Consider the following 22,948-nt stretch of genomic DNA (forward strand, 5'->3'; position numbering starts at 1 on the left):
GCTTTCCTTGCCATACCGCGACTATATAAGGGCGGCAAGTCGAACGAAAAGGGGCCAACATCATGATCCGCAGATTCGGAGAACCGCCACGAAGCGATGTGGCCTATACTCTGCGACCGGGCGCCTATGCGGTTCTGATGAGGCATGGGCAGATGCTGGTGACGTTTCAGGCAGAGCCGGACTATGAGTTTCAGCTGCCCGGTGGCGGGATTGATCCCGGGGAATCTCCGATCGTTGCGCTGTACCGAGAGGTTTATGAGGAAACTGGGTACAGCATCTCAAATCCCCGCCGGCTGGGGGCGTTTCGGCGCTTTGTGTATATGCCCGAATACGAGATCTGGGCAGAAAAGCTGTGCACAATTTACGCCGCGCGCCCGGCTGTTCGAAAGGGCCCCCCAACCGAGCCGGGCCACACCGCCCACTGGTTGCCACCAGAACAAGCGATCCCACTATTGGCCAATCCCGGCGACAGGTATTTCGCTGATTTGGCGAACTGCTAAATCCACGGGCCCCGATACTCAAAAAGGATCCCTGAGATGTCATCCGGAAAGCCGACACCATCTGCAAACTCCGACAGTTTCCAGATCAACGCCTCAAGCATGGTTTCCACGCCCTGATCTGCAAGCCCAGCAAGCATTTCGGTCAAACCCTCTTCGCCCAAAATTTCGCCACTCACTTCCGGACATTCTGTGACTCCATCTGACAGCACCAACAATCTGTCGCCAGGCTCAAGCTGGATTTCAAAGGGAGTAAACTCGGCACCTTCAATCAAACCCACGGGCAAACCGCCCGGCCCGTCCTGTTCGATCCTGCCGTCTGCGCGTTGAATCACGGGGTGTGGATGACCAGCTTGGGCCATTTCTATCCGACCGGTTTGCAAATCCACCACAGCAAGCAGAATCGTAAAGTAGTGCTCGGTCTCCATCTCTTCCATGATGATCTGGTTCAGATTAGCGATGACCTCATGTGGCTGCACGTAAGTTTGCGTACCGTCCTGTAGCTGCCGCAAGGCTACGTTTTGCTCTACCGAAGAGGACGAAAGATACCCGGCCAGCCGGGCTGTCATCAGAGCCGAACTGATGCCGTGGCCAGAGACATCAATCGCATAAAGACCGATTTGGCTGTCACTGATCCTGTATTGCCCAACCAGATCGCCGCCCACGTGGCCCGAAGACCGCAACTCCAGCGACACGGCACCCGTTCCAAAGTCTTGAAAGCGATCCGGCACCAATGATTGCTGTAGTTTCTTGGCTTCCATCAGATCGTTGTCGAGCGAATCATAGAGACACTGCAATTCATCCAGCGTCTCAGAGATCATCGAATTCTTTTCCGTCAGCTCTTTTTGCATGCGCAAAATCCGCTCACCAGCGCCTATTCGTGCACGAAGTTCGTGGGCATTTACCGGCTTCATCAGAAAATCATCGGCGCCACCCTCTAGGCCGCGCACGACCTCTTCTTTTTCGCTCTTTGAGGTCAACAGGATGAAATAGCCGTATTGATCCCCCGGAAGTTCTCGGAACGCTTTGCAAAAGGCGAGGCCGTCCATTCCGGGCATAACCAGATCGCTGAGCACCAGATCAGGCGGGGTCTCACGGCATTTCTCAAGAGCCTCATTACCATCGCCAGCCTCAAGCACCTCATAGCCATCACGGGTCAAAGATGCCGTGAGAATGCGGCGCTGTAGTCGGCTGTCATCAACAACCAACACTCGACGGATCGCACCGCCGGCCGTGTTCAACACCTTCTCTGCTGTCAGTTCCAGCACACCAACCCCTTAAACAAAACCGAAGACACACGAACGAACCCCAGCCCTACGCTGCGAGGCTTAATAATCGTTGAACTCTAAAATTGCGCCGACCCCCGGATCAAAGGGGTTTCTTAAGACTTTGGCCTCAAGATTTGCAGCAACCATAGGAGGACGCCTTGATCAATTGGGAGCGAGTGAACGAGTTGCGCGAGGAAATCGGCGCCGAAGACTTTGCCGAAGTGGTTGAGTTGTTCCTTGAGGAAGTTGAACTGGTCATCGAGAAGCTGCGCGAGTCGCCGGATTACGCGACTTTGGGAGAGGACCTGCATTTTCTAAAGGGAAGCGCCCTGAATCTGGGGTTCCGAAACTTCTCTGGCCTATGTCAGGCAGGGGAGACCGCATCTTCCGAGGAGGCCGCTGCAAGTGTCGACATCCCGGAAATTCTTGGCAGCTACAAGACGTCGAAACAGGCCTTTCAAGAGGGCCTGAGAGCTTGAATTCGGAGCTCAGAGTTCACGATTCTCAATGGATACGCCATAGATTGTCGTCAGCAGACTCGCCCCAATCAAAGTCATAAAACAGTTGGCTGCGATTGCGGAAGACAACCCAATCGCCGGAACCATTCCGGTCAACGCGCCCTGAACAATCGACAGCACAAAGCTGACCGCAAAGGTCAATGCTGCAGCGATCATTACAGTAGTGGACAAGGGCGCTGTCGCCTCCCATGCCTGTCGGAATGTCAGTGTACTGCCCACGGCGGTCGCCGGAAGAATCGGGGACAGGCGATAAAAAACCCAGATTCCAAAGATCATTGCGATCGCAGTAACACCCAACATCAGGGCTGGGATGGCTTGCCCGAAAAGAGCGCCGACAAACAATAAGACCCCACTTAGAACCCCGATCACCAAGGCCAACAGCAAAGAAATCGCGATGTAGGAAAGAATCCGGCCGCCGTGAAATGTCGGCACGGCATTTGGAAATTCTTCAAGCAGAACAAAGCGATGCCACGCAACAACCGTCCAGATGGACCCAATAACGATCAACAACACCATACCAAAAATCGGCCCCAGATCCTCTGGCGGCACGCCGGGCTCCAGATCCTGAACCATGATGTCTCCGATCAAAAGAAACCCGGCCACGTAGCAGACGATCAATGGCACAGAGACCCTGATCGCGTGAGGCCAATTGACCATTACCATTCGCACAGAATGGACAAAGAGTTTCCAGCCGCTCACCGTGATTTCTCCCCTTAAGAACTCGGGTAACAAAGTCTTTTTCACCCTCTGTGGCAAGACGCCATTTGTCGATCTCTTGCCCTGATGCAGAAAACCCGCTATCGCGCCTGCGATGTACGTTTAAAGGGAATCCGATATGTCCGCGCCCAAGAAAGTTGTCCTGGCCTATTCCGGTGGCCTCGATACCTCGATCATTCTGAAATGGTTGCAAACCGAATATGGCTGCGAAGTCATTACTTTTACCGCTGACCTTGGTCAGGGTGAAGAGCTTGATCCTGCCCGCAAGAAAGCTGAGATGCTGGGTATCAAGCCGGAAAACATCCACATCGAAGACCTGCGCGAAGAGTTTGTCCGAGACTTTGTATTCCCGATGTTCCGCGCCAATGCGCAGTACGAGGGCCTGTATCTGTTGGGGACGTCGATTGCGCGGCCGCTGATTTCCAAGCGTCTGGTTGAGATTGCCGCCGAGCATAATGCGGATGCCGTCAGCCACGGCGCCACGGGCAAGGGCAATGACCAGGTGCGTTTTGAGCTGGCCTGCTATGCGCTTGACCCCGACATTCAGGTGATCGCACCTTGGCGTGAATGGGATCTTGGCTCGCGGACCCGCTTGCTTGAGTTCGCTGAACAGCACCAGATTCCCGTTGCCAAAGACAAACGTGGCGAAGCCCCCTTCTCGGTTGACGCGAACCTTCTGCACACATCTTCCGAAGGCAAGGTTCTCGAGGATCCGGCTGAGGACGCACCCGATTACGTCTACCAGCGCACTGTGCACCCAGAAGACGCACCGGACACGCCCGAGTACATTGAGATCGGCTTTGAAAAAGGCGACGCTGTGTCGATCGACGGCAAGGCAATGTCGCCTGCCACGATCCTGACCGAGCTTAACGAGTATGGCCGCAAGCACGGTATTGGCCGTCTTGATCTGGTCGAAGGGCGCTATGTCGGCATGAAGTCGCGTGGGATCTATGAAACACCCGGCGGCACCATCCTTCTGGATGCGCACCGCGGTATCGAATCGATCACCATGGACCGCGGCGCAATGCATCTGAAAGACGAGCTGATGCCGAAATATGCCGAGCTGATTTACAACGGTTATTGGTATTCGCCAGAGCGTGAAATGCTGCAGGCCGCCATCGACGCCAGCCAGGATCACGTCACCGGCACCGTCCGCATGAAACTCTACAAGGGCCTCGCCCGCGTGGTGGGTCGCTGGTCGGATCACTCGCTCTATTCAGAAGAGCATGTGACGTTTGAAGAAGATATGGGCGCCTATGATCAGACCGATGCGGCAGGCTTTATCCAGCTGAACGCGCTGCGCCTGAAGCTGATCGCGATGCGGAACAAGCGGGTCGCCAAGTAAGCTCCTGCAACGTCAGCGTTGAGAAACATTCAGCACCCGCCTACCAGTTGGCGGGTGTTTTTCATTGGGGGCCCTGAAATGCTGCAACAAATCGTCGAGCGGATGCAAAAGGAACTGGCATCCAAATCCTTTGACGGATCGCTGAAATTCGACTGTGGTGACGACGGAGTCGTGGTGCTGAACGAAGGCACGGCGACGACGACAGATCAGGACACTGACTGCACCATCAAGATCACGCTCGACAACCTGGTGAAGCTGCTGACCGGCAAACTGAACCCGATGACAGGCGTTATGACTGGAAAACTCAAGGTTTCGGGTGACATGGGTGTCGCGATGAAGCTGGGGAAGTTGCTCGGCTGACGGCTTCTTTTGGCAAAAAATATCCCGAGGTGAATGGGCCGCATGGCCCAGAGGGGCAGCGCCCCTAAATGCGCTGCGCTTTCATTCGCTCATAAAACGGCAAAGCCGCATCCAATACTGACTGCAACTCAGGGCTTACCTCAGGCAAGGGCCCTTCGGCGCCTGCAAATTCGGATGAGTTCCACACTGCGCCGTACCAATGAGGCGCCCAGGCGCCGTCGCTTTCGTGGCCGCCTTTGGGCCAATTCAGCATGGCGGGGATGAACGCCAGGCCAATGTGATCACAAAGTTTCCGCAGCATCCCTTCGGGGTCGTCCCGGATATCATGGCTGTCGATCACGATGGGGGTCTGGCCCCAGCTTTGCACCAAATCGAACAGTTCGGCCTGTTGGCGAAAGCCGATGTCGTCCAGCGTGGGGTTTTCGCGTTTGGCGCCATAGCTGGCAATCACGCGCGCTGGGTGGCGGATCAGGAACACGTTGACCACATCCCGCATCCAATCCCGCGGCACTCCGTCGATCATGTGCTGGGTCATGTGTTTCTGATAGAAATGCGGCTTTTCTGCTGGATTAGAGCCTGATAATGCCGTTGCCACGATGGTCGGATCTTGCGATTGGCTGGCCAGAATCTCATCTCGCATCGGGTGGTCAATGCCGGTCATCGCCAGATAGGCGGCATAGAACGGTTCATCCACCACAGCGCAGTCACCCCGGTTGCCAAAACTGTACATCATCGCGGTCGAGAGATTGCGTGGGCCGCTCCACATGGCGACTTTCATGTGCGCGCATCCTGTTCAACCAGCGCTTTGTAAAGCGACCGGATGTGTTTGGTCATCTCACCCATCTCACCGGACCCGATCTGACGGCCATCAATTTCGCCAACGGGTGTTTGCGCGCCAAACGTGCCGGTCAAAAAGGCCTCATCCGCGCCGTAGGTATCGACCAGCGAATAGTTCCTCTCAAACACCGGAATGCCGTCCGCACGGCAGACATCAATCACCTTTTGCCGGGTGATGCCGTTCATGCAGTAATCCCCGGTGCTGGTCCAAACGGCACCCTTACGGACGATGAAAAAATTGCAGGCGTTGGTGGTGTTCACAAAGCCATTCACGTCAAGCATCAGACCCTCATCTGCACCCGCCTTTTCCGCCGCGATACAGGCTAGAATGCAATTGAGTTTAGAGTGCGAGTTCAGTTTTGGATCCTGCGTCATTGGCAGTCCACGAATATGCGGCACAGTGGCCAGCCGGATCGGACGCGGGATTGAGGGTTTGGAATGCTCCATGATGATCGTTACCGTAGGGCCTTGTTGGCTGAGCCCGGGGTGTTGGAAAGGCCGGGTTTTCACACCGCGGGTCACCATCAGGCGGGCGTGGGCATCGGTCGTCATGCCATTTGCGGTGCGGGTGTCTTCCAGCGCGGTGATCATTTCAGCCGGAGTCATGCCGACATTGAGGTCAATGGCCTTGGCGGCCTCGAATAGCCTGTCCATATGCTCGCCAAGAAAGGCCCAGTGACCGTTGTACAGCCTTAGTCCCTCCCAAACACCGTCGCCCAGCATAAAGCCCGAATCATACACGCTGACCACGGCCTCAGCCTTGGGGACAATCTTGCCATTCAGATAGATCTGGATTTCCTCATTCCGGGCATCTTGTTCGGCCTGGTGTGTTGTAACGTGGTCTGCCATGAGACTCCCCTTTTTTGCCGACGCTAATCGGCGGGCTTAAGCAGGCCAAGAGGTAAATTGTCCTCACCAAGGCGTGACATTCGATTGCAGGCAATTGTGAAGCTTGGATTCGCAAGACAGGGTGAACCGAGAGTACAGGAGTAATGCCATGCGAAATTTCATCAAAGCCAAACCACTGTTTCTGGGTGCGTTGATTGCATTGGGGTTCTTGGTGCAGGGATCGCGTGTCCATGCTGCCACCGAAACCCTGATCGTTGCTGGCGGTTGCTTTTGGTGCGTCGAGAGCGACTTTGAAAGCGTCGAAGGGGTTAAATCTGCCGTGTCCGGATACACCGGCGGCAGTAAAAAGAACCCGACCTACAAAGATGTCACCAAGGGTGGAAGCGGACACTATGAGGCTGTCAGAATCCGGTTTGATCCCAATGTCGTCTCGCGGGATCGTCTTTTGCACATGTTCTTCCGCTCTGTTGATCCAGTAGATGCTGGCGGTCAGTTCTGTGATCGCGGTGACAGCTATCGTACGGCCATTTTCGTCTCTAACAATGCGCAAAAGGCTGCTGCTGAAACCGCCAAGGCCCAAGCCGAGGCTGATCTGGGTCGCAGTGTTGTCACGCCGATTTTGAAGACATCCGCGTTCTATGATGCCGAGGACTACCACCAGGATTACTACAAGGGCGAAAAACTGGTGCTTACCCGGTTTGGACCTAAGAAGCAGTCCGAAGCCTACAAACGCTATCGCAAAGCCTGTGGCCGCGATGCCAGGGTCAAGCAGTTGTGGGGCAGTGCGGCGCCTTTCGCTCACTGACCTCCAAGGGGCGCCTAGAACTGCGCCTCTTGCACGTGTTTCAAATCGGGAATCACATCTGCTGTGCCGTGGCGCGTGACCATCAATGCCGCGGCTCGGGTTGCGAGGGTGATCGCCTGCGGCATCGGCAATCCCCGATCCAGAGCAGCCAGCACATATCCGGTGAACGTGTCCCCTGCCCCGGTGGTGTCGACAGGCGTCACCGGTAAAGCGGGGAAGTGGCGGACCTCTTCCAACTGGTTGTCAAACAAGGTGCAGCCCTGACTGCCACGTGTCACGATAACCTGTCGGACTGGTAGATCGGTTGGAGATTGATCTGTCGCCTGTTCGAACTGCGCAGCTTCGACCGCGTTGAAAAACAAGATGTCGATATAGGGCAAGACCGCTTGCACGGCCTCTGCATCAAAGGGCGCGGCGGCGTAGGCGGTGAACAGATCCAGCCGTTTGGCAATTTCTGCCGCTTGCGCTTGGTTGTTGGTTTCGTTCTGAAGAAGCAACGTGTCGCCGGGCGACGCCTCGGACAGGGCCGCACCAATCGTCGACTCGGGGATTTCGTGGTTGGCGCCTGGAAGCAAAACAATGGCGTTTTCGCCGGAATCCTCGACATTGATGATTGCATGCCCGGTCGGTGTGTCGGGCAGTGTCGTGATGTGACGCGTGTCCACCCCATACTCCAGCAATCGATCCGTCGCCCAGCGCCCGTCTTCGCCCACCGCCCCTATATGGATTGTCCGCGCGGCAGCACGCGCTGCGGCAACCGACATATTGGTGCCTTTACCACCCAGCCCTCGTAACACAGAGGTCGCCGCCAGAGTTTCTCCGGCAGAGGGCAAGTGTGGAACACGGTAGAAATAGTCGGCGTTGATAGAGCCGAGATTGTAAATGGCCATGGCACGCTCAAATTGAAACAGGCCGGGCAAGAATGCCCGACCTGCCAGAAACATCAAGCGTTGTTGTCAGATCAGCCGATCTTGGCTGCTGCCATCACGGCCATGTTCAGGATGTCGTTGGCCGTGGAGCCGGTCGAACAAATCTGGATCGAGTGATCCACACCCGACAGGATCGGACCAATTACGGTCGCATCTGCCATTTCCTGCATCAGCTTGGTCGAGATCGACGCCGAGTGACGCGCGGGAACAACCAGAATGTTGGCCGGGCCAGTCAGCCGCTGGAACGGATAGTTCTCTTGGATCTTGGGGTTCAACGCCACATCGACGGTCATCTCGCCTTCGTATTCAAAGTCCACTCCACGGCGATCAAGAACCTGAGGGGCAACATGCATCTTTTCGGCGCGCTCTGAGACCGGATAGCCAAAGGTCGAGAAGCTGACAAAGGCGACACGCGGCTCAAGCCCCATGTCGCGAGCCACTCCAGCTGCGCGCTCGGCGATATTGGCCAGATCGTTTTCGTCAGGCCACTCATGCACCAGCGTGTCTGCAATCAGAACAATCCGTCCGTTATGCAGCAAGGCAGTGACACCAACCGCACCATTTTCGGTGCTGGCGTCGATCACATGGTTCACCAGTTGCAAAACGTTAGCGGATTTACGGGTCGCACCGGTCACCAGCGCATCGCCGTGACCGTGTTGCAACATCAGTGACGCAAACACGTGGCGATCACGGGCGGCCAGTTTGAATACGTCGTGACGGTCAAAACCCTTACGCTGAAGGCGATTATACAGAAAATCTGTATAGGTCTCGAGGTGACGTGTGTTCTTGGCGTTGACCACTTCGATCTCGCGCACCGCGTCGCCCAGGCCTGCGGCCTCGAGCTTGCGCTTCACGTCATCTTCGCGGCCCACAACCAGCGCTTTGCCAAAGCCGTTGCGTTGGTAAGTCACTGCCGCACGCAAAACGCGGGGATCATCACCCTCGGCAAAGATCATGCGAGCTTGGGCGTTGCGGGCACGGGCATTGAGGCCGCGCAGAATTGGCACTGTCGGATCCATCCGAGATTTCAGGCTGTCTTCATAGCCGTCCATATCGATGATCGGGCGCCGCGCCACACCGGTGTCCATGCCAGCGCGAGCCACGGCAGGGGGAATGCGGTGGATCAGGCGCGGATCAAACGGCGTCGGAATTATGTAATCACGCCCAAAAGACAGCTTTTGGCCATAGGCCATCGCCACCTCGTCCGGCACGTCTTCGCGGGCCAGTTCGGCAAGCGCCTCGGCGCAGGCGATCTTCATTTCGTCATTGATGGCGCGGGCATGAATATCGAGCGCGCCACGGAAGAGATAAGGGAAACCCAGGACGTTGTTGACCTGGTTCGGATAGTCCGAACGGCCCGTGGCCACGATAGCATCGGCGCGTACTGCGTGGGCCTCTTCCGGGGTAATTTCCGGATCGGGGTTCGCCATGGCAAAGATCACCGGGTCGTCGGCCATCGAGGCCACCATATCCGTGGTCACAGCACCCTTGGCGGACACGCCGAGGAAAACGTCGGCGCCTTTCATGGCGTCTTCGAGCGTGCGCAGATCCGTTTTCACCGCATGGGCCGATTTCCACTGGTTCATACCTTCGGTACGACCCTGATAAATCACGCCCTTGGTGTCACAGGTGATGCAATTGTCGTGCTTGGCACCCATCGATTTCAGCAGTTCAATACAAGCAATACCCGCAGCGCCCGCGCCGTTGAGCACAATCTTGCAATCTTCGATCTTTTTACCCGAGATATGCAGCGCATTGATCAGACCGGCAGCACAGATCACCGCAGTGCCGTGCTGGTCATCGTGGAACACCGGAATGTCCATCATCTCTTTGAGTTGCTGCTCGATGATAAAGCACTCGGGCGCTTTGATGTCTTCGAGGTTGATGCCGCCAAAGGTGGGGCCCATCAGTTTGACCGCGTTGATGAATTCATCCGGGTCTTCGGTATCCAGCTCAATATCGATTGAGTTTACGTCGGCAAAGCGCTTGAACAGCACGGCCTTGCCTTCCATCACCGGCTTGGAGCCCAGCGCGCCGAGGTTGCCCAGGCCCAGAACCGCGGTCCCGTTCGAGATCACCGCCACAAGGTTGCCCTTGTTGGTGTAATCATAGGCGGTGGCCGGATCGGCGGCGATGGCTTCGCACGGCACAGCGACGCCAGGGCTATAAGCCAGCGACAGGTCACGCTGTGTGGTCATCGGCACCGAGGCCTTGATTTCAAACTTGCCGGGAGTCGGCTCCAAATGGAACGCGAGCGCTTCTTCCGCGGTGACTCTGGTCTTGGCCATTCTTTTGACTCCTCCGATGCCGTCTGCGCCTCTTAGCCTAAGGGCTTAATTCTCACAACCGCCAAGCACTTTGACCTTTCGCGCAATGTGCCGCATTTGCTAAGAAAAGGGCCACGACAGGGGGAATGTCACTCGTGAACGCAGCCAAGCCAGCCGTCACGCCGATGATGGCGCAGTATCTTGAGATCAAGGCCGAGCATCCGGATGCCCTGTTGTTCTATCGTATGGGCGATTTCTACGAGATGTTTTTTGATGATGCTGTGGCGGCGGCCGAGGCTTTGGACATTGCCCTGACCAAGCGCGGCAAACACGATGGGGCCGAGATTCCCATGTGTGGCGTCCCGCACCATGCCGCCGAAGGTTATTTCCTGACCCTGATCCGCAAAGGGTTCCGTGTGGCTGTCTGCGAACAGATGGAAAGCCCGGCTGAAGCTAAAAAGCGCGGTTACAAAGCCGTGGTCCGGCGCGAGGTCGTCCGGCTGGTCACGCCGGGTACGCTGACCGAAGATTCCTTGTTGGACGCCCGCCGCCACAATTTCCTTGCAGCCTATGCCGTGGTGCGAGACGATGCCGCGTTGGCCTGGGCCGACATTTCAACTGGCAGTCTGCATGTGATGCCTGTGACGCCTGTGCGGTTGGGTCCTGAATTGGCCCGTCTGGCCCCGTCCGAGCTTTTGGTGGCAGAAGGCTCTGAGACACGTTTGGCTGAAACAGTCTCTGATATGGGTGTTCCAATCACCCCGATGTCGCGCGGATCGTTTGACTCGACCAATGCGGAAAAGCGAGTGGCAGGTCTGTTCAAAACCTCTTCGCTTGAGGCGTTTGGCACCTTTTCCCGGCCCGAAGTTGGCGCGCTAGGTGCCATCGTTGATTATCTGGACTTGACCCAAAAGGGCAAACTGCCCCTGTTGCAACCACCGCAGCGCGAGGCGACGCAATCGGTGATGCAAATCGATGCCGCCACTCGGCGGAACCTTGAATTGACCCATGCGCTGTCTGGTGGCCGCGCGGGATCACTGTTGTCGGTTATTGATCAGACCCTGACCGCGGGCGGTGCGCGACTTTTGGAACAACGCCTGTCTTCACCTTCGGTGCGGTTGGATGTGGTTCAGGACCGGCTGGACGCTGTGGCCTATTTCGCCGAACACCGCAATGAGGCACGGAACATACGAGAGGCTTTGCGGCGTGTGCCTGATATGGACCGCGCTTTGTCGCGGCTGTCCTTGGATCGTGGTGGCCCCCGAGATCTGACGGCGATCCGAAATGCACTGGGGCAGGCGCTGGAACTGACCAGTACTTCCTTTGCCGATGATCTGCCATCAGTACTGCAACAGGCCCTTTCAGCGCTGGCTGGACATGATGACCTGCTGGACCTCTTGGAACAGGCCTTGGTGGCTGAGCCCCCACTTTTGGCACGTGATGGCGGATTTGTCGCGCCCGGTTACGACAGTGATTTGGATGAAAGCCGCCAGTTGCGGGACGAGGGCCGTGGCGTGATTGCCTCGATGCAGGCACAATATGTCGAAACGACCGGCATTCAGTCCCTGAAGATCAAACACAACAATGTGCTGGGCTATTTCGTTGAGACCACAGCCAAACACGCCGACGCGATGCTGTCAGCGCCACTCTCCGAAACTTTCATTCACCGCCAGACCACCGCCAACCAAGTGCGCTTTACCACTGTTGAGTTGAGTGAGATGGAGACCAAGATTCTCAACGCGGGCAACCGCGCGCTTGAGATTGAAAAACGCCTGTTTGACATGTTGCGGCAGGCGGTGCTGGATCAAAGCGGCGCAGTGTCGTCTGCGGCTCGGGCTTTGGCTGAGTTTGACCTTTCCACCAGCCTTGCTGAACTGGCTATTGCGGAAGACTGGAGCCGCCCCGAGATCAACGACAGTCGCGATTTCCATATCGTAGGTGGGCGGCATCCGGTTGTTGAGGCCGCGCTGCGAAAGACAGGCGAACCCTTTGTGGCCAACAGTTGTGATCTGTCCGGTGGGGATGAAGCCAGCATCTGGCTGCTGACAGGTCCTAACATGGCCGGTAAATCGACCTTTCTGCGTCAGAACGCGCTGATTGCCCTGCTCGCGCAAATGGGCAGTTTTGTCCCGGCGCGTCAGGCGCGCATTGGTTTGTTGAGTCAATTGTTCAGCCGCGTCGGCGCTTCGGATGATCTTGCGCGCGGACGCTCGACCTTCATGGTTGAGATGGTGGAGACTGCTGCGATCCTAAATCAAGCCGACGACCGTGCGTTGGTCATTCTGGATGAGATCGGACGCGGCACCGCGACCTATGACGGGCTGTCGATTGCATGGGCGACGCTGGAACATCTGCATGACATGAACAAGTCACGCGCGCTGTTCGCCACCCACTATCACGAGATGACCGCATTAGCAGGCAAGCTGGAAGGTGTTGAGAACGCCACCGTGACCGTTAAAGAGTGGGAAGGTGAGGTGATCTTCCTGCACGAAGTTCTTAAGGGCGCGGCGGATCGGTCTTATGGTGTGCAGGTCGCGCAACTGGCCGGATTGCCTCCGGTTGTTGTTGAGCGTGCCCGGGTAGTGTTGGAGGCATTGGAAAAGGGCGAACGCGAAGGCCCGGCACAAAAGGCATTGATCGACGATCTGCCTCTTTTCGCCGCCACCCCGGTACCGGCCCAGGTCATTGCGCCCAACGGGACTTCGCCGGTCGAAGAATTACTGGAATCCATCCATCCCGACGACCTGAGCCCCCGAGAGGCGCTGCAAAAACTCTATGCTTTGAAAGAGGCGCTGGACAAAGGCGAGGCCTAAATAAAACGGAGGCTCCACCCGATCCCCATCGGCCAGAACCTCCGTTACCCCACGTGCTCCCTACTCACCACACGTGTTCTTGAAACAGGGTCCGGCCATCCTGGCACGGTGTTGAATCATACCTAGCCCATTCGCCGGATTCGGAGAAACGCCAAGTACTTAAAACCAAACCAGAAATAGCAACGCCCGCTTAACCAAGATGGTCAAACGGGCGTCAGTTTGTGTTCTGTGAGTGGTTTATCCGTAGACCGACTCTTTGCCGAAGTGCTTGGTCAGCATGTAGTAAACGACGGCGCGGTACTTGTTTCGCTCTGAGCGGCCATAAGTTTCAATCACGGCATTGATGGCATCCATAAGTTCAGGACCATCCGCAAGGCTGAGTTTCTTGATGAGGAAGTTGTTCTTGACGGTTTCAAGCTCGTCCTCTTGCGACGCGGCAACGGTTGAGGCGTCGTCATTGTAGATGGCCGGACCGCACCCAATGGTAACCTTGGTCAACAGGTCCATATCAGGCTCCATCCCGCATTTGCTGCGCAGAACGTCGGCATATTTGGCAATGAGTTCGTCGCGTTTACCCATGGTATTTTTCCCCTAGTGGTTGGCACATGGCCGGTTTTCAGAATGTCGATTGTCTGGGTCAAAGGGTAGGCTTTGAGCCTGGGTCCAAAAAAGGGGAAAACACCGACATTCTCCCCCTAAGCAGAGGCTACTTTGGGAACAGGAAGGTCATGATGAACCGCGCTCCCCATCCCGAAGCACCGCCCGAGGGGCTGTCTGCCCAATACCGCAGGCCGCCACCGATGCTGACCGGGCGATTGCCAAGCATGACCAGCTTGGTCGCTGTAAAGTTTATCGGGATGTTGGCCGAGTCCGTGTTCCAGTCATAGGTGAGTTCGGTGTTTGTCGAAAACGTCCATTTGTTGTGCGTCACATAGGACACAAAGGGCTGAAAGTACGTTGAGTTGATGTCGGTTGATCCGTCGACGTCCCAAATGTGGTTGGCCAGCGCGCCATATGTCCATGGACCAGTCTGTTTCAGGGCCACGCCCGTGATGCCGGCTCCGAACTGATCCAGACCCAATGCGCTGTCTGATGCAGTGGGCAACATGAACACCGGCCCGACACCCCAGATCCAACCACTATTGGTGGGTGCTTTTTGGGGAGAAAAAGAAGCTTTGAACAATATCGCCGATCCCGGATTGGGACGTTCCCGGCGTAAAATCTTCCTGAGAAATCACCGGCAAGATCGTACGTGAAATGACGTTCCAATTCTCGTTCAGCTCAAAGGGAATGACGGGCTGGATGTTAAGCGTCAACCGCGAGCCATCGCCACTTGCTCCAAACCCAGAGTCGTAGTTCAGCTGAAACGGAACGCTGGCGAGCGAAGCAATTGGGTTTGCCAACTGCTTGGCCAGATCCTCTCCTTCGTCCGCTTTCACCAAAGGAGCGAAGAGCACAAGAAGAGCGGGAAGCGCGATATTTACGAGTATCTTCATCACAATTCTCCGAAGAGTCGGTCTCCATTATAGCGCAAGACTCGGTTTCGTCGCATCCAATCGGCTCTCGGATCAACGCGCATCGTGAAAAAGAAAAACCCGGACACTCGATGAGTGCCCGGGCCAATGTGTTTTTGTCGTTAAGCCTTAGTAGCGGTAATGCTCTGGCTTGAACGGGCCATCCACTGACACACCAATGTAATCGGCCTGTTCTTTTTCCAACTTGCTCAGCTTGACGCCGATGCGGTCCAGATGCAGGCGCGCGACCTTTTCATCCAGATGCTTTGGCAGGATGTAGACGTCGTTGTTGTACTCGTCGCCTTTGGTGAACAGTTCGATCTGCGCCAGAACCTGGTTGGTAAACGAGGCGGACATCACGAACGACGGGTGACCCGTAGCGTTACCAAGGTTCAGCAGACGACCTTCGGACAACAGGATCATGCGATTGCCCGAAGGCATTTCGATCATGTCGACCTGTTCTTTAATGTTCGTCCACTTGTGGTTCTTCAGGCTCGCTACCTGAATTTCGTTGTCGAAGTGACCAATGTTACCAACGATGGCCATGTCCTTCATCTCGCGCATATGCTCGATGCGGATCACGTCCTTGTTGCCAGTGGTGGTGATGAAGATGTCCGCGCTAGGCACTTCGTCTTCCAGCGTGGTGACTTCAAAGCCGTCCATCGCCGCCTGCAGCGCGCAGATTGGATCGATCTCAGTCACTTTTACACGGGCACCGGCGCCGCGCAGCGACGCTGCCGAGCCTTTGCCGACGTCGCCATATCCGCAAACCACGGCAACTTTGCCGGCCATCATGGTGTCGGTGGCGCGGCGGATGCCATCAACCAACGACTCTTTACAGCCGTATTTGTTATCGAACTTGGACTTGGTGACCGAGTCGTTCACGTTGATCGCGGGGAAGGGCAGTTCACCCTTTTTCACCAGATCATAGAGGCGGTGCACGCCGGTGGTGGTTTCTTCCGATACGCCCTGGATTTGGTCACGCATCTTGGTAAACCAGCCGGGGCTGGCCGCCATCCGCTTGCGGATTTGCGCGTGGATGACCTCTTCTTCTTCCGACTGAGGAACACCCAGAACGCTTTCGTCTGCTTCAGCTTTGGCGCCCAGCAGGATGTAGAGCGTCGCATCACCGCCATCGTCGAGGATCATGTTCGGCCCTTCGGGGAACATGAACGATTTGTCCAGATAGTCCCAATGCTCTTCCAGAGATTGGCCTTTGATCGCGAACACGGGAATGTCAGCGGCGGCAATCGCGGCGGCGGCATGGTCCTGTGTCGAGAAAATGTTGCACGACGCCCAGCGCACGTCAGCACCCAGTGCCACGAGCGTTTCGATCAGAACAGCGGTCTGAATGGTCATGTGCAATGACCCGACGATGCGCGACCCCTTGAGTGGCTTGTTCTGCCCATACTCGTCCCGAAGCGCCATCAGTCCCGGCATCTCGGTTTCAGCGATGTTCAGTTCCTTGCGGCCAAATTCAGCCAGATTAATATCTTTTACAACGTAGTCGGTCGCCATCGCGCCCAGCTCCTTCAACACTTGATTTGTGCTCCAGATAGCACCGGAAAATCTATTCGACAATGGTACCCCTCTTGTGTGAGCTCCAGATTTAGATTTCGGGCCCTGTAATCTAGGGAAAGACAAGAAAATCGAACACGAAAAGAAGGCATTGCTTGCCGAGAAAACCTCGCACAGGCTTTCCAGAGCGTCGTGACTGTGTTGAATTGTAAAAACCGCACATGAGACGAGGCAATCAATGAACACGCAGACTAGCAATCGCCGCGCGGTGATCTATTGCACTGACGAGAAGATGTTGCCCGTTGCGGTGTATTCAGCACGCAACGCTGCGTTGAACAACAAAAACAATGACTATGACATTCTGATCTGCAGCCTCCATCCACTGGACATTCCAGACGAGGTCTTAAGCCTTGGCGTTAGATCCGAGGTTCTTGATCTGGAGGCCACAATCTCAGAGATGGGTCTGGCACATAAATGGTTGCCAAAAACTGCCTTTTTGCGCCTGTGGCTGTCAGAGCGGCTTGGGGACCAGTATGATCGCATCCTGTATCTGGATTCTGACACCAATGTTGTGACGGATCGCATCTCTGGCTTGTTCGATGTTGACATGGGTCCTCACCCAATTGGCGCGGTGCGGGACATTGCGCAATGGTTCAATCCCAAGCGGATGGCCTTTGATTTCACGGCGCGCAACATTCGCGGCCAGAAGATCTTTAACTCTGGCGTTCAGTTGATCGACACGCAGCGGTTTCTCGCGATGGATTGCCTTGAAAAAATGCTGGATGTTCACCGCGCACCCGAACCGACCCTACAGAACGACCAGTCCCTGCTAAATCTCGGTCTCATGGGCAACATTGCGGAATTACATCCCTATTGGAACTGGCAGTGGACCAGCCGTCAGCCCTATATCTCGGCTTTGGTTTCGCCAAACATCATTCATTACGTCGGCATCAAGAAGCCATGGAGCAAAGAGGTCTTTGTCGAAACAAATTACAGTTTTGAGCTTTATCGCTCGTACAACAGTTTTGTGGCGCAGTACTTTCCTGACCACACCGACGATTTCCCAGTGCTTGAGAAACCCAAACGGAAGTGGTTCAAATCTCTTGGACATATGTCCGTTCAAATCTTTCCCATGCTGGCTCTTTACCGGTACTTCCGCCGCTTTGAGTCGGAACTGGATGTGCTGACATGACCCGCGCCTGGCAACGTATGCTGTCTGGTCGTCGGCTGGATCTTCTTGATCCGACACCAGTGGACATTGAAATCGAAGACATTGCCCACGGGCTGGCCTTTGTGGCGCGCTGGAATGGGCAGACGCACGGGGATTTCGCGTATTCCGTCGCTGAACACTCGCTGCTGGTCGAAGATCTGTTTGGTCGCCTGAACCCCGGTATCTCGCCAAAATGGCGGCTGGCTGCCCTGCTGCATGACGCCCCGGAGTACGTGATCGGAGACATGATTTCCCCCGTCAAAAACTCAGTTGGTCCGGGGTATGAGGCACTGGATGAGCGCCTCATGGCAGCAATTCACATTCGTTTTGGCCTGCCAGCCACCACACCGGCACCCATCAAGAAACAGATCAAGAAAGCGGACCGTATCAGCGCATGGATGGAAGCAGTTGAGATCGCCGGGTTCACCGAGGCCGAGGCCAACAAGCTATTCGGCAAACCCGACCGCGCCACGATCCGTGATCTTCATATCCGCCTGCGCCCCCCGGTCGAGGTACGAAATGATTTTACCGCGCGACATGGCGCTCTCATAAAGGACATCGGATGAGCCTCAAAATCCGCCACGGCACCACAGCCGATCTGCGACAGATCTCGGAATTGTTGAATGAAATCATCTCTATCGGTGGCACAACAGCTTTGGTTGCCCCAATGACTCGTGATGATTTCGAGGGCTGGTTGTTTGCCAATCGAGATCGCTCTGCATGGCACGTCGCCATAGATGAGGCCGGAGAATTGCTGGGATTTCAGTGGATCGGTGTCTGGCCCGAATTGCCAGCAGAGGCCTGCGATATCGGGACCTTTGTCAAATCAGGACAGACTGGGCTGGGTATCGGGTCAAAGCTGTTCGATGCAACGGTGCAGGCGGCTTTGAACTTGGGGTACGACTGGATCAACGCCAACATCCGCGCCGACAACTCTGGCGGCTTGATCTACTACCAAAGCCGGGGGTTTCGCGATTGGGATCGGATCAAAAATGTCTCTCTTGCAGACGGAACGGTCGTCGACAAGATTTTGAAACGCTACGACCTGAAAGACTGAGCCAAGGCTTCGTAGCGCCGTAAATACTCCCGCCGGAGGCTCTGACGCCTTATTCGACGGGCCACATCCTAACGCGGAGAGCGCTTGGCGAGAATCCGTTGCAGCGTCCGACGGTGCATATTCAGGCGCCGTGCGGTTTCTGAAACGTTACGATCACACAGCTCATAGACCCGCTGAATGTGTTCCCAACGCACCCGGTCCGCGCTCATCGGGTTTTCCGGGGGCGGGGGAAGCTCATCATCCGAGCTAAGCAGGGCGTTCATGATATCCTGCGCGTCGGCGGGCTTGGACAGATAATCCGTCGCACCGATTTTGACCGCGGCAACCGCTGTGGCGATGGCGCCATACCCGGTCAGGACTACAACTTTGCTGTCTTCGCGCTTTTCGCGCAGCACTTCGACCACATCCAGGCCGTTGCCGTCTTCGAGTCTCAGGTCAACCACTGCATAGGCAGGAGGGCGCGCTGTTGCGATTGCCTTACCGGCTGCAACAGACCCTGCGGTCTCAACTTCAAAGCCACGTTTTTCCATAGCTTTGGCCATTCGGCGCAGAAAGGGCTCGTCATCATCTACCAAAAGAAGCGATTTGTCCGGCCCGATCTCCCGCAGGTTATTGTCAGCCATGCTTGTTTGTCCCCTTCGCGAGTTTCATCAAGTTTTAGCTCGCGCAGGCGGGAGGGTCAAACAACGTTCGGGAATTAACTGTTTTCAACAAAACACTGAATGCGGTCAGCCATTTGTTCTGGCGATTCATCGCGCTTGAAATAGTCGACGAACCCGGTTTCAGGCATCACTAAATAGGAAAATGTCGAATGGTCCACGAGGTAGTATTCTGGATCATCGCTGTCTTGCTTGCGGTAATAGGTGCGATAGGCTTGGCTCGCGGCTTTGACCTGCGCCGGAGTTCCGGTCAGCCCCACCATCCGGGGGTGCATGACGTCTGTCCACTCTTTGAGAACTTCAGGTGTGTCTCGTGCGGGATCAATCGAGACAAAGACAGGTTTGATAGACAGGCCGCGTTCCTCAAGAACATCTACGGCCTCGGCGTTGCGCGCGGTATCCATCGGGCAAACATCCGGGCAGAAAGTGTACCCGAAGTATACGATCGACGGCTCGGTGAACACATCTGCGTCTGTGACCGTGTTGCCGTCTTCGTCAACAAGCTCAAAAGGTCCTCCAATGGCACCAGCTCCGCCAGCGATTGCGCCAGCTCGGCATTGTGCAAACTGATCGGCTTCACCGCCTCGAGACACAAACCACATGCCCCCCAGACCGCCAATGGCGACGACGATGGCAACGATTGCAATATTACGGATCATGATGACTTCCACCCAAGGCTGTTGTTGCGTGTTCTTCGTCCGACACCTAACAATTGTCACGAGCAGGACAAGGGACAAAGCCGCACAGATGTCGGATTTTTCAGCAGAATTGATCTCAGGTCAAAGGCGCGGCAACTGGATTCGCCTGCGCACGATTATTCTTGTGCGCTGGATCGCCATCATTGGGCAGGTGACGGCCTTGATCGTCGCCCAGAGCGTGTTCGAGTTAGAGTTGGAATATGGGTTGTGCTATCTCGCCGTCGGGGTGTCGGTCATCGGCAATCTGATCGCTATCTTTGTGTTTCCCGAGAACAAGCTGCTCTCAGAAACCGAAAACGCCTTTATGATCCTGTTTGATCTATTGCAGCTTTCCTTTTTGTTGTTCCTTACGGGCGGATTACACAACCCGTTTTCTATTCTCGTGGTCGGTCCTGTCACGATTTCGGCCTCGGTTCTGTCTGTCCGGTCCACGGCTGCGTTGGCGGCCGTATCCATTTTGCTGGTCACGCTCATGCTGGAGTTCCATCTGCCGTTGCGAACGGAACAGCGGTTTATCCTGCGGATGCCGGATGTGTTTCTTTATGGGTCGTGGGTCGCCATCGTGATCGCGATTTTGTTTTCCTCTGTTTATTCGCGCCGCGTAGTCTCCGAGATGTCCTCGATGTCCGAAGCCTTGGCAGCGACGCAAATGGCACTGGCGCGCGAACAAAAACTAACGGATTTGGGTGGCGTTGTTGCGGCCGCTGCGCATGAACTTGGAACACCGCTGGCCACCATCAAACTGACCAGTGCCGAATTGATGGATGAGCTGGAAGACCAGACGGAACTCTATGAAGATGCCGCCTTGATCCGCGAGCAGGCAGACCGTTGCCGCGAAATCCTGCATTCGATGGGTCGTGCGGGCAAGGATGACCTGCACCTGCGCAAAGCACCTTTGACCACTGTGATCGAAGAGGCTGCCGAACCACATCTGGATCGTGGGAAACAGGTTTTTCTTGAGGTTTCCGCAGCACAGGAGGCGAACGATCGTCCACCGATGGTTATGCGTCGCCCCGAAGTGATACATGGCCTTCGAAACCTGATCCAAAACGCCGTGGATTTTGCCACTACAACTGTATGGGTGGAAACCACGTGGAATGAAGAGCGGATCATACTGCGAATTATGGATGATGGCCGCGGCTATCCTTCGCAAGTGATTGGCCGGATCGGCGATCCATTCGTACGCAAACGACGCAGCGAGCGTGATCGCAAACAACGCCCCGGATACGAAGGAATGGGGCTGGGATTGTTCATTGCCAAAACCCTGTTAGAGCGCAGTGGGGCTGAGCTGAGCTTTGCGAACGGATCCGGCATAAGGCCGCGCGAAGGACAACCCGCACGTCCTACTGGGGCAATTGTCGAAGTTGTCTGGCCAATAGACACCATCGCACTGTCTGCGGACGCACAAACCGGTGCCTTGGGCGACAATCCAAGATTCACGACCTAAACACCTGATCTCGCGAAGATTAACGACCTGTTAACCCTCTGGTTCAACAATGGCCAAAATCAAATCACGAAAGTTACCTCCAGAATGGATGTTGCGCAGTATCTATTGATGGTTCCGCTTAGTCTCGGGTTGGCGATCGTTCTGGTTTGGGTGGCCGAGTATTGGCGAGGGCAGAAACAGGCCCATCAAACAGCCGACGAACCGTCTCCTACTGCAGTCTTGTTATATCGCGCCGGGGTGCTGATTGACGCCAATGCCGCAGGGCGAAGTATGATACAGGGCCAGGATGATCACGCCTCGGAATGGGAGCACCTTCATCATCTGTTGGCTGGGCGGTTTCCAGGCTTCCCGAGCGTTCAGGGCGACACAGAAAACGGGGATATTCGCACTTATCCTTCGCGAACAGAAGGCGATAGCGGATTTGTATCGATAGAGCACTGGGATGACAAAGCACGCGTCACATTGGTGGACCTGCCGGCACAAAGACCAGTGGTGGCGATCTCCGAGCGCCCCGAGTCGCATCGCACTGTTTCTGAAGCACCCTATCCGATCTGGCAAAGCGATGCGTCAGGGCAGGTTACTTGGGCGAATGCTGCGTACTTCCGGCTGGCTCAGCGGCTGGAATTAAGCTGGGACGCCCCATCCATTCCCGTGGTGTTTGACAAAAACCCGGCCTCGCCAAGCGACCAGCCAGTCCGAACCGCGGTCTCAGGTGCTGCACAGAACCAGAGCCATTGGTTTGATGTCTTTACCGTTCAGGGGGACGATCAGCTTACACATTATGCAACCGACGCCAACGCCATCGTCAACGCAGAAGTTGCCCAGCGCAATTTTGTTCAAACGCTGACAAAGACTTTCGCGCAATTGTCTATCGGGCTGGCAATCTTCGATCGAAAACGTCAGCTTGCCCTGTTTAACCCGGCCCTCATTGATCTCACGGCCTTGCCCGCAGACTTTCTTTCGTCGCGACCAAATCTGCTGACCTTTTTTGATCGCATGCGGGAAAACCGGATGATGCCAGAACCGCGGAACTACGCGTCGTGGCGGGAACAGATTGCCGAACTGGTCGTTGCGGCTTCGGATGATCGATATACTGAGACATGGACCTTGCCTTCTGGCGTGACCTACCGCGTTGTCGGGCGCCCACACCCGGATGGCGCGACGGCCTTTTTGTTCGAAGACATCAGTGCCGAGGTGTCGCTTGCCCGCAGATTCCGGGCTGATCTGGAGCTGGGCCACGCCTCGCTGGATACGATCCGCGATGGGCTTGCGGTCTTCTCACCCACAGGCACTTTGGGGTTTTGCAATTCAACGTTTCGAAGTTTGTGGGATGTAGAGCCCGAACTGAGCGTCACAGAATACACATTCCATGATGCGCTAACCCATTTGCGTGCCCAGTGCGAGAAAACCGACGTTTGGGAGCGTCTACGCCATCATGTTCTGGACCTTAATCCGCGAGAAAGCTGGAAGGCGAACCTCAGGATGCTCTCAGGCAAGCCTTTGGCTTTGCGGGTGGTATCGCTGAATGGTGGGTACACATCTGTTTTATTCGAAGACCAGAGCACCAAGGCTGGACAGACTGAGACCACGGAAATGATGGCCGGGTGACGCTATCCGCTTGCAGGAGTGTGTCTGCGGTG

The 22,948-nt window shown here is 55.9% G+C and carries 23 protein-coding genes; 11 read left to right on the forward strand and 12 right to left on the reverse strand.

Annotated features, from left to right (window positions below):
- Positions 1 to 62: 62 nt before the first annotated feature.
- Positions 63 to 500, forward strand: coding sequence for an NUDIX hydrolase (locus tag Q0932_RS01820; protein WP_299349081.1), 438 nt, complete (start codon positions 63 to 65; stop codon positions 498 to 500).
- On the opposite strand, the gene Q0932_RS01825 is transcribed toward Q0932_RS01820, so the two are convergent.
- Positions 497 to 1,765 carry a fused response regulator/phosphatase gene (locus Q0932_RS01825; RefSeq protein WP_366141373.1) on the reverse strand — a complete coding sequence of 423 codons (1,269 nt, stop codon included), beginning with the start codon at positions 1,763 to 1,765 and terminating at the stop codon, positions 497 to 499. The two genes, Q0932_RS01820 and Q0932_RS01825, sit on opposite strands and share 4 nt — an antisense overlap.
- A gap of 158 nt (positions 1,766 to 1,923) precedes the next feature.
- Here Q0932_RS01825 and Q0932_RS01830 point away from each other — a divergent pair, with 158 nt between their 5' ends.
- The gene (locus Q0932_RS01830) at positions 1,924 to 2,244 is read left to right on the forward strand and encodes an Hpt domain-containing protein (RefSeq protein ID WP_299349083.1); all 321 of its coding nucleotides are present in this window, start codon (positions 1,924 to 1,926) and stop codon (positions 2,242 to 2,244) included.
- Positions 2,245 to 2,253: 9 nt separating this feature from the next.
- Here Q0932_RS01830 and Q0932_RS01835 read toward each other — a convergent pair whose 3' ends face one another.
- Positions 2,254 to 2,982 (reverse strand): hypothetical protein, encoded by a 729-nt coding sequence (locus Q0932_RS01835; protein WP_299349085.1) that lies wholly within the window; start codon positions 2,980 to 2,982, stop codon positions 2,254 to 2,256.
- Between the two features lie 136 nt (positions 2,983 to 3,118).
- Between Q0932_RS01835 and Q0932_RS01840 the strand changes: the two genes are divergently transcribed.
- Together Q0932_RS01840 and Q0932_RS01845 are read left to right on the forward strand one after the other, a co-directional pair.
- Complete coding sequence (locus Q0932_RS01840) at positions 3,119 to 4,345, forward strand: argininosuccinate synthase (protein WP_299349088.1); 1,227 nt, start codon at positions 3,119 to 3,121, stop codon at positions 4,343 to 4,345.
- 78 nt (positions 4,346 to 4,423) lie between these two features.
- A complete protein-coding gene (locus Q0932_RS01845; RefSeq protein WP_299349091.1) occupies positions 4,424 to 4,705 on the forward strand; it encodes an SCP2 sterol-binding domain-containing protein in 282 nt (93 codons plus the stop codon).
- Positions 4,706 to 4,769: 64 nt separating this feature from the next.
- Here the strand turns inward: Q0932_RS01845 and Q0932_RS01850 are convergent, their stop codons facing one another.
- Both Q0932_RS01850 and Q0932_RS01855 read right to left on the reverse strand, forming a co-directional pair.
- Positions 4,770 to 5,483, reverse strand: coding sequence for an HAD family hydrolase (locus Q0932_RS01850; RefSeq protein WP_299349093.1), 714 nt, complete (start codon positions 5,481 to 5,483; stop codon positions 4,770 to 4,772).
- Entirely contained in the window at positions 5,480 to 6,391 is a 912-nt protein-coding gene (locus Q0932_RS01855; protein ID WP_299349097.1) for a D-amino acid aminotransferase, read from the reverse strand. The genes Q0932_RS01850 and Q0932_RS01855 overlap by 4 nt, the downstream gene beginning before the upstream one ends.
- A gap of 148 nt (positions 6,392 to 6,539) precedes the next feature.
- On the opposite strand from Q0932_RS01855, the gene msrA reads away from it, so the two are divergent.
- Entirely contained in the window at positions 6,540 to 7,196 is a 657-nt protein-coding gene (gene msrA, locus Q0932_RS01860) for a peptide-methionine (S)-S-oxide reductase MsrA (RefSeq protein ID WP_299349100.1), read from the forward strand.
- Between the two features lie 14 nt (positions 7,197 to 7,210).
- Here the strand turns inward: msrA and Q0932_RS01865 are convergent, their stop codons facing one another.
- Positions 7,211 to 8,086, reverse strand: coding sequence for a ribokinase (locus tag Q0932_RS01865; protein ID WP_299349103.1), 876 nt, complete (start codon positions 8,084 to 8,086; stop codon positions 7,211 to 7,213).
- Positions 8,087 to 8,157: 71 nt separating this feature from the next.
- Positions 8,158 to 10,413 (reverse strand): NADP-dependent malic enzyme, encoded by a 2,256-nt coding sequence (locus Q0932_RS01870; RefSeq protein WP_299349105.1) that lies wholly within the window; start codon positions 10,411 to 10,413, stop codon positions 8,158 to 8,160.
- Positions 10,414 to 10,577: 164 nt separating this feature from the next.
- Between Q0932_RS01870 and mutS the strand changes: the two genes are divergently transcribed.
- Positions 10,578 to 13,205, forward strand: coding sequence for a DNA mismatch repair protein MutS (gene mutS / locus Q0932_RS01875; protein WP_299349646.1), 2,628 nt, complete (start codon positions 10,578 to 10,580; stop codon positions 13,203 to 13,205).
- Positions 13,206 to 13,442: 237 nt separating this feature from the next.
- Here the strand turns inward: mutS and Q0932_RS01880 are convergent, their stop codons facing one another.
- From Q0932_RS01880 to ahcY, 4 genes are all read right to left on the reverse strand, one after another.
- The gene (locus tag Q0932_RS01880) at positions 13,443 to 13,784 is read right to left on the reverse strand and encodes a DUF2853 family protein (protein ID WP_299349108.1); all 342 of its coding nucleotides are present in this window, start codon (positions 13,782 to 13,784) and stop codon (positions 13,443 to 13,445) included.
- Positions 13,785 to 13,911: 127 nt separating this feature from the next.
- Entirely contained in the window at positions 13,912 to 14,313 is a 402-nt protein-coding gene (locus tag Q0932_RS01885) for a hypothetical protein (protein WP_299349109.1), read from the reverse strand.
- Positions 14,314 to 14,344: 31 nt separating this feature from the next.
- Complete coding sequence (locus Q0932_RS01890) at positions 14,345 to 14,701, reverse strand: hypothetical protein (protein ID WP_299349111.1); 357 nt, start codon at positions 14,699 to 14,701, stop codon at positions 14,345 to 14,347.
- Between the two features lie 147 nt (positions 14,702 to 14,848).
- Positions 14,849 to 16,237, reverse strand: coding sequence for an adenosylhomocysteinase (gene ahcY, locus Q0932_RS01895; RefSeq protein WP_299349113.1), 1,389 nt, complete (start codon positions 16,235 to 16,237; stop codon positions 14,849 to 14,851).
- Positions 16,238 to 16,475: 238 nt separating this feature from the next.
- Here ahcY and Q0932_RS01900 point away from each other — a divergent pair, with 238 nt between their 5' ends.
- From Q0932_RS01900 to Q0932_RS01910, 3 genes are read left to right on the forward strand one after another with little or no spacing between them, the layout of a single operon-like run.
- A complete protein-coding gene (locus Q0932_RS01900) occupies positions 16,476 to 17,429 on the forward strand; it encodes a glycosyltransferase (protein WP_299349115.1) in 954 nt (317 codons plus the stop codon).
- Positions 17,426 to 18,013, forward strand: a complete 588-nt coding sequence (locus tag Q0932_RS01905; RefSeq protein WP_299349118.1) for an HD family hydrolase — start codon at positions 17,426 to 17,428, stop codon at positions 18,011 to 18,013. Before Q0932_RS01900 ends, Q0932_RS01905 begins: the two co-directional genes overlap by 4 nt.
- Complete coding sequence (locus tag Q0932_RS01910) at positions 18,010 to 18,504, forward strand: GNAT family N-acetyltransferase (protein WP_299349121.1); 495 nt, start codon at positions 18,010 to 18,012, stop codon at positions 18,502 to 18,504. Before Q0932_RS01905 ends, Q0932_RS01910 begins: the two co-directional genes overlap by 4 nt.
- 68 nt (positions 18,505 to 18,572) lie before the next feature.
- Here the strand turns inward: Q0932_RS01910 and Q0932_RS01915 are convergent, their stop codons facing one another.
- Together Q0932_RS01915 and Q0932_RS01920 are read right to left on the reverse strand one after the other, a co-directional pair.
- The gene (locus Q0932_RS01915) at positions 18,573 to 19,127 is read right to left on the reverse strand and encodes an ActR/PrrA/RegA family redox response regulator transcription factor (protein WP_299349124.1); all 555 of its coding nucleotides are present in this window, start codon (positions 19,125 to 19,127) and stop codon (positions 18,573 to 18,575) included.
- Between the two features lie 74 nt (positions 19,128 to 19,201).
- Positions 19,202 to 19,822 carry an SCO family protein gene (locus Q0932_RS01920; protein WP_299349127.1) on the reverse strand — a complete coding sequence of 207 codons (621 nt, stop codon included), beginning with the start codon at positions 19,820 to 19,822 and terminating at the stop codon, positions 19,202 to 19,204.
- An 88-nt stretch (positions 19,823 to 19,910) separates the two neighbouring features.
- On the opposite strand from Q0932_RS01920, the gene regB reads away from it, so the two are divergent.
- A complete protein-coding gene (gene regB, locus Q0932_RS01925; RefSeq protein WP_299349131.1) occupies positions 19,911 to 21,308 on the forward strand; it encodes a sensor histidine kinase RegB in 1,398 nt (465 codons plus the stop codon).
- An 84-nt stretch (positions 21,309 to 21,392) separates the two neighbouring features.
- Positions 21,393 to 22,916, forward strand: a complete 1,524-nt coding sequence (locus Q0932_RS01930; protein ID WP_299349134.1) for a PAS-domain containing protein — start codon at positions 21,393 to 21,395, stop codon at positions 22,914 to 22,916.
- Positions 22,917 to 22,948: the final 32 nt, after the last annotated feature.

Origin of the sequence: uncultured Shimia sp., from assembly GCF_947498095.1 — a bacterium.
Lineage (GTDB): Bacteria > Pseudomonadota > Alphaproteobacteria > Rhodobacterales > Rhodobacteraceae > Shimia.

Bases quoted from the DNA above. Each gene is read 5' to 3' on its own strand.
- msrA (WP_299349100.1), top strand. From the start codon at position 6,540: ATGCGAAATTTCATCAAAGCCAAACCACTGTTTCTGGGTGCGTTGATT.
- Q0932_RS01915 (WP_299349124.1), bottom strand. From the start codon at position 19,127: ATGGCTGACAATAACCTGCGGGAGATCGGGCCGGACAAATCGCTTCTT.
- Q0932_RS01910 (WP_299349121.1), top strand. From the start codon at position 18,010: ATGAGCCTCAAAATCCGCCACGGCACCACAGCCGATCTGCGACAGATC.
- mutS (WP_299349646.1), top strand. From the start codon at position 10,578: ATGATGGCGCAGTATCTTGAGATCAAGGCCGAGCATCCGGATGCCCTG.
- Q0932_RS01840 (WP_299349088.1), top strand. From the start codon at position 3,119: ATGTCCGCGCCCAAGAAAGTTGTCCTGGCCTATTCCGGTGGCCTCGAT.
- Q0932_RS01920 (WP_299349127.1), bottom strand. From the start codon at position 19,822: ATGATCCGTAATATTGCAATCGTTGCCATCGTCGTCGCCATTGGCGGT.
- Q0932_RS01890 (WP_299349111.1), bottom strand. From the start codon at position 14,701: ATGAAGATACTCGTAAATATCGCGCTTCCCGCTCTTCTTGTGCTCTTC.
- Q0932_RS01905 (WP_299349118.1), top strand. From the start codon at position 17,426: ATGACCCGCGCCTGGCAACGTATGCTGTCTGGTCGTCGGCTGGATCTT.
- Q0932_RS01880 (WP_299349108.1), bottom strand. From the start codon at position 13,784: ATGGGTAAACGCGACGAACTCATTGCCAAATATGCCGACGTTCTGCGC.
- Q0932_RS01900 (WP_299349115.1), top strand. From the start codon at position 16,476: ATGAACACGCAGACTAGCAATCGCCGCGCGGTGATCTATTGCACTGAC.
- Q0932_RS01850 (WP_299349093.1), bottom strand. From the start codon at position 5,483: ATGAAAGTCGCCATGTGGAGCGGCCCACGCAATCTCTCGACCGCGATG.
- Q0932_RS01870 (WP_299349105.1), bottom strand. From the start codon at position 10,413: ATGGCCAAGACCAGAGTCACCGCGGAAGAAGCGCTCGCGTTCCATTTG.
- Q0932_RS01865 (WP_299349103.1), bottom strand. From the start codon at position 8,086: ATGGCCATTTACAATCTCGGCTCTATCAACGCCGACTATTTCTACCGT.
- Q0932_RS01820 (WP_299349081.1), top strand. From the start codon at position 63: ATGATCCGCAGATTCGGAGAACCGCCACGAAGCGATGTGGCCTATACT.
- Q0932_RS01930 (WP_299349134.1), top strand. From the start codon at position 21,393: ATGGATGTTGCGCAGTATCTATTGATGGTTCCGCTTAGTCTCGGGTTG.
- Q0932_RS01885 (WP_299349109.1), bottom strand. From the start codon at position 14,313: ATGTTGCCCACTGCATCAGACAGCGCATTGGGTCTGGATCAGTTCGGA.
- ahcY (WP_299349113.1), bottom strand. From the start codon at position 16,237: ATGGCGACCGACTACGTTGTAAAAGATATTAATCTGGCTGAATTTGGC.
- Q0932_RS01855 (WP_299349097.1), bottom strand. From the start codon at position 6,391: ATGGCAGACCACGTTACAACACACCAGGCCGAACAAGATGCCCGGAAT.
- Q0932_RS01845 (WP_299349091.1), top strand. From the start codon at position 4,424: ATGCTGCAACAAATCGTCGAGCGGATGCAAAAGGAACTGGCATCCAAA.
- regB (WP_299349131.1), top strand. From the start codon at position 19,911: ATGTCGGATTTTTCAGCAGAATTGATCTCAGGTCAAAGGCGCGGCAAC.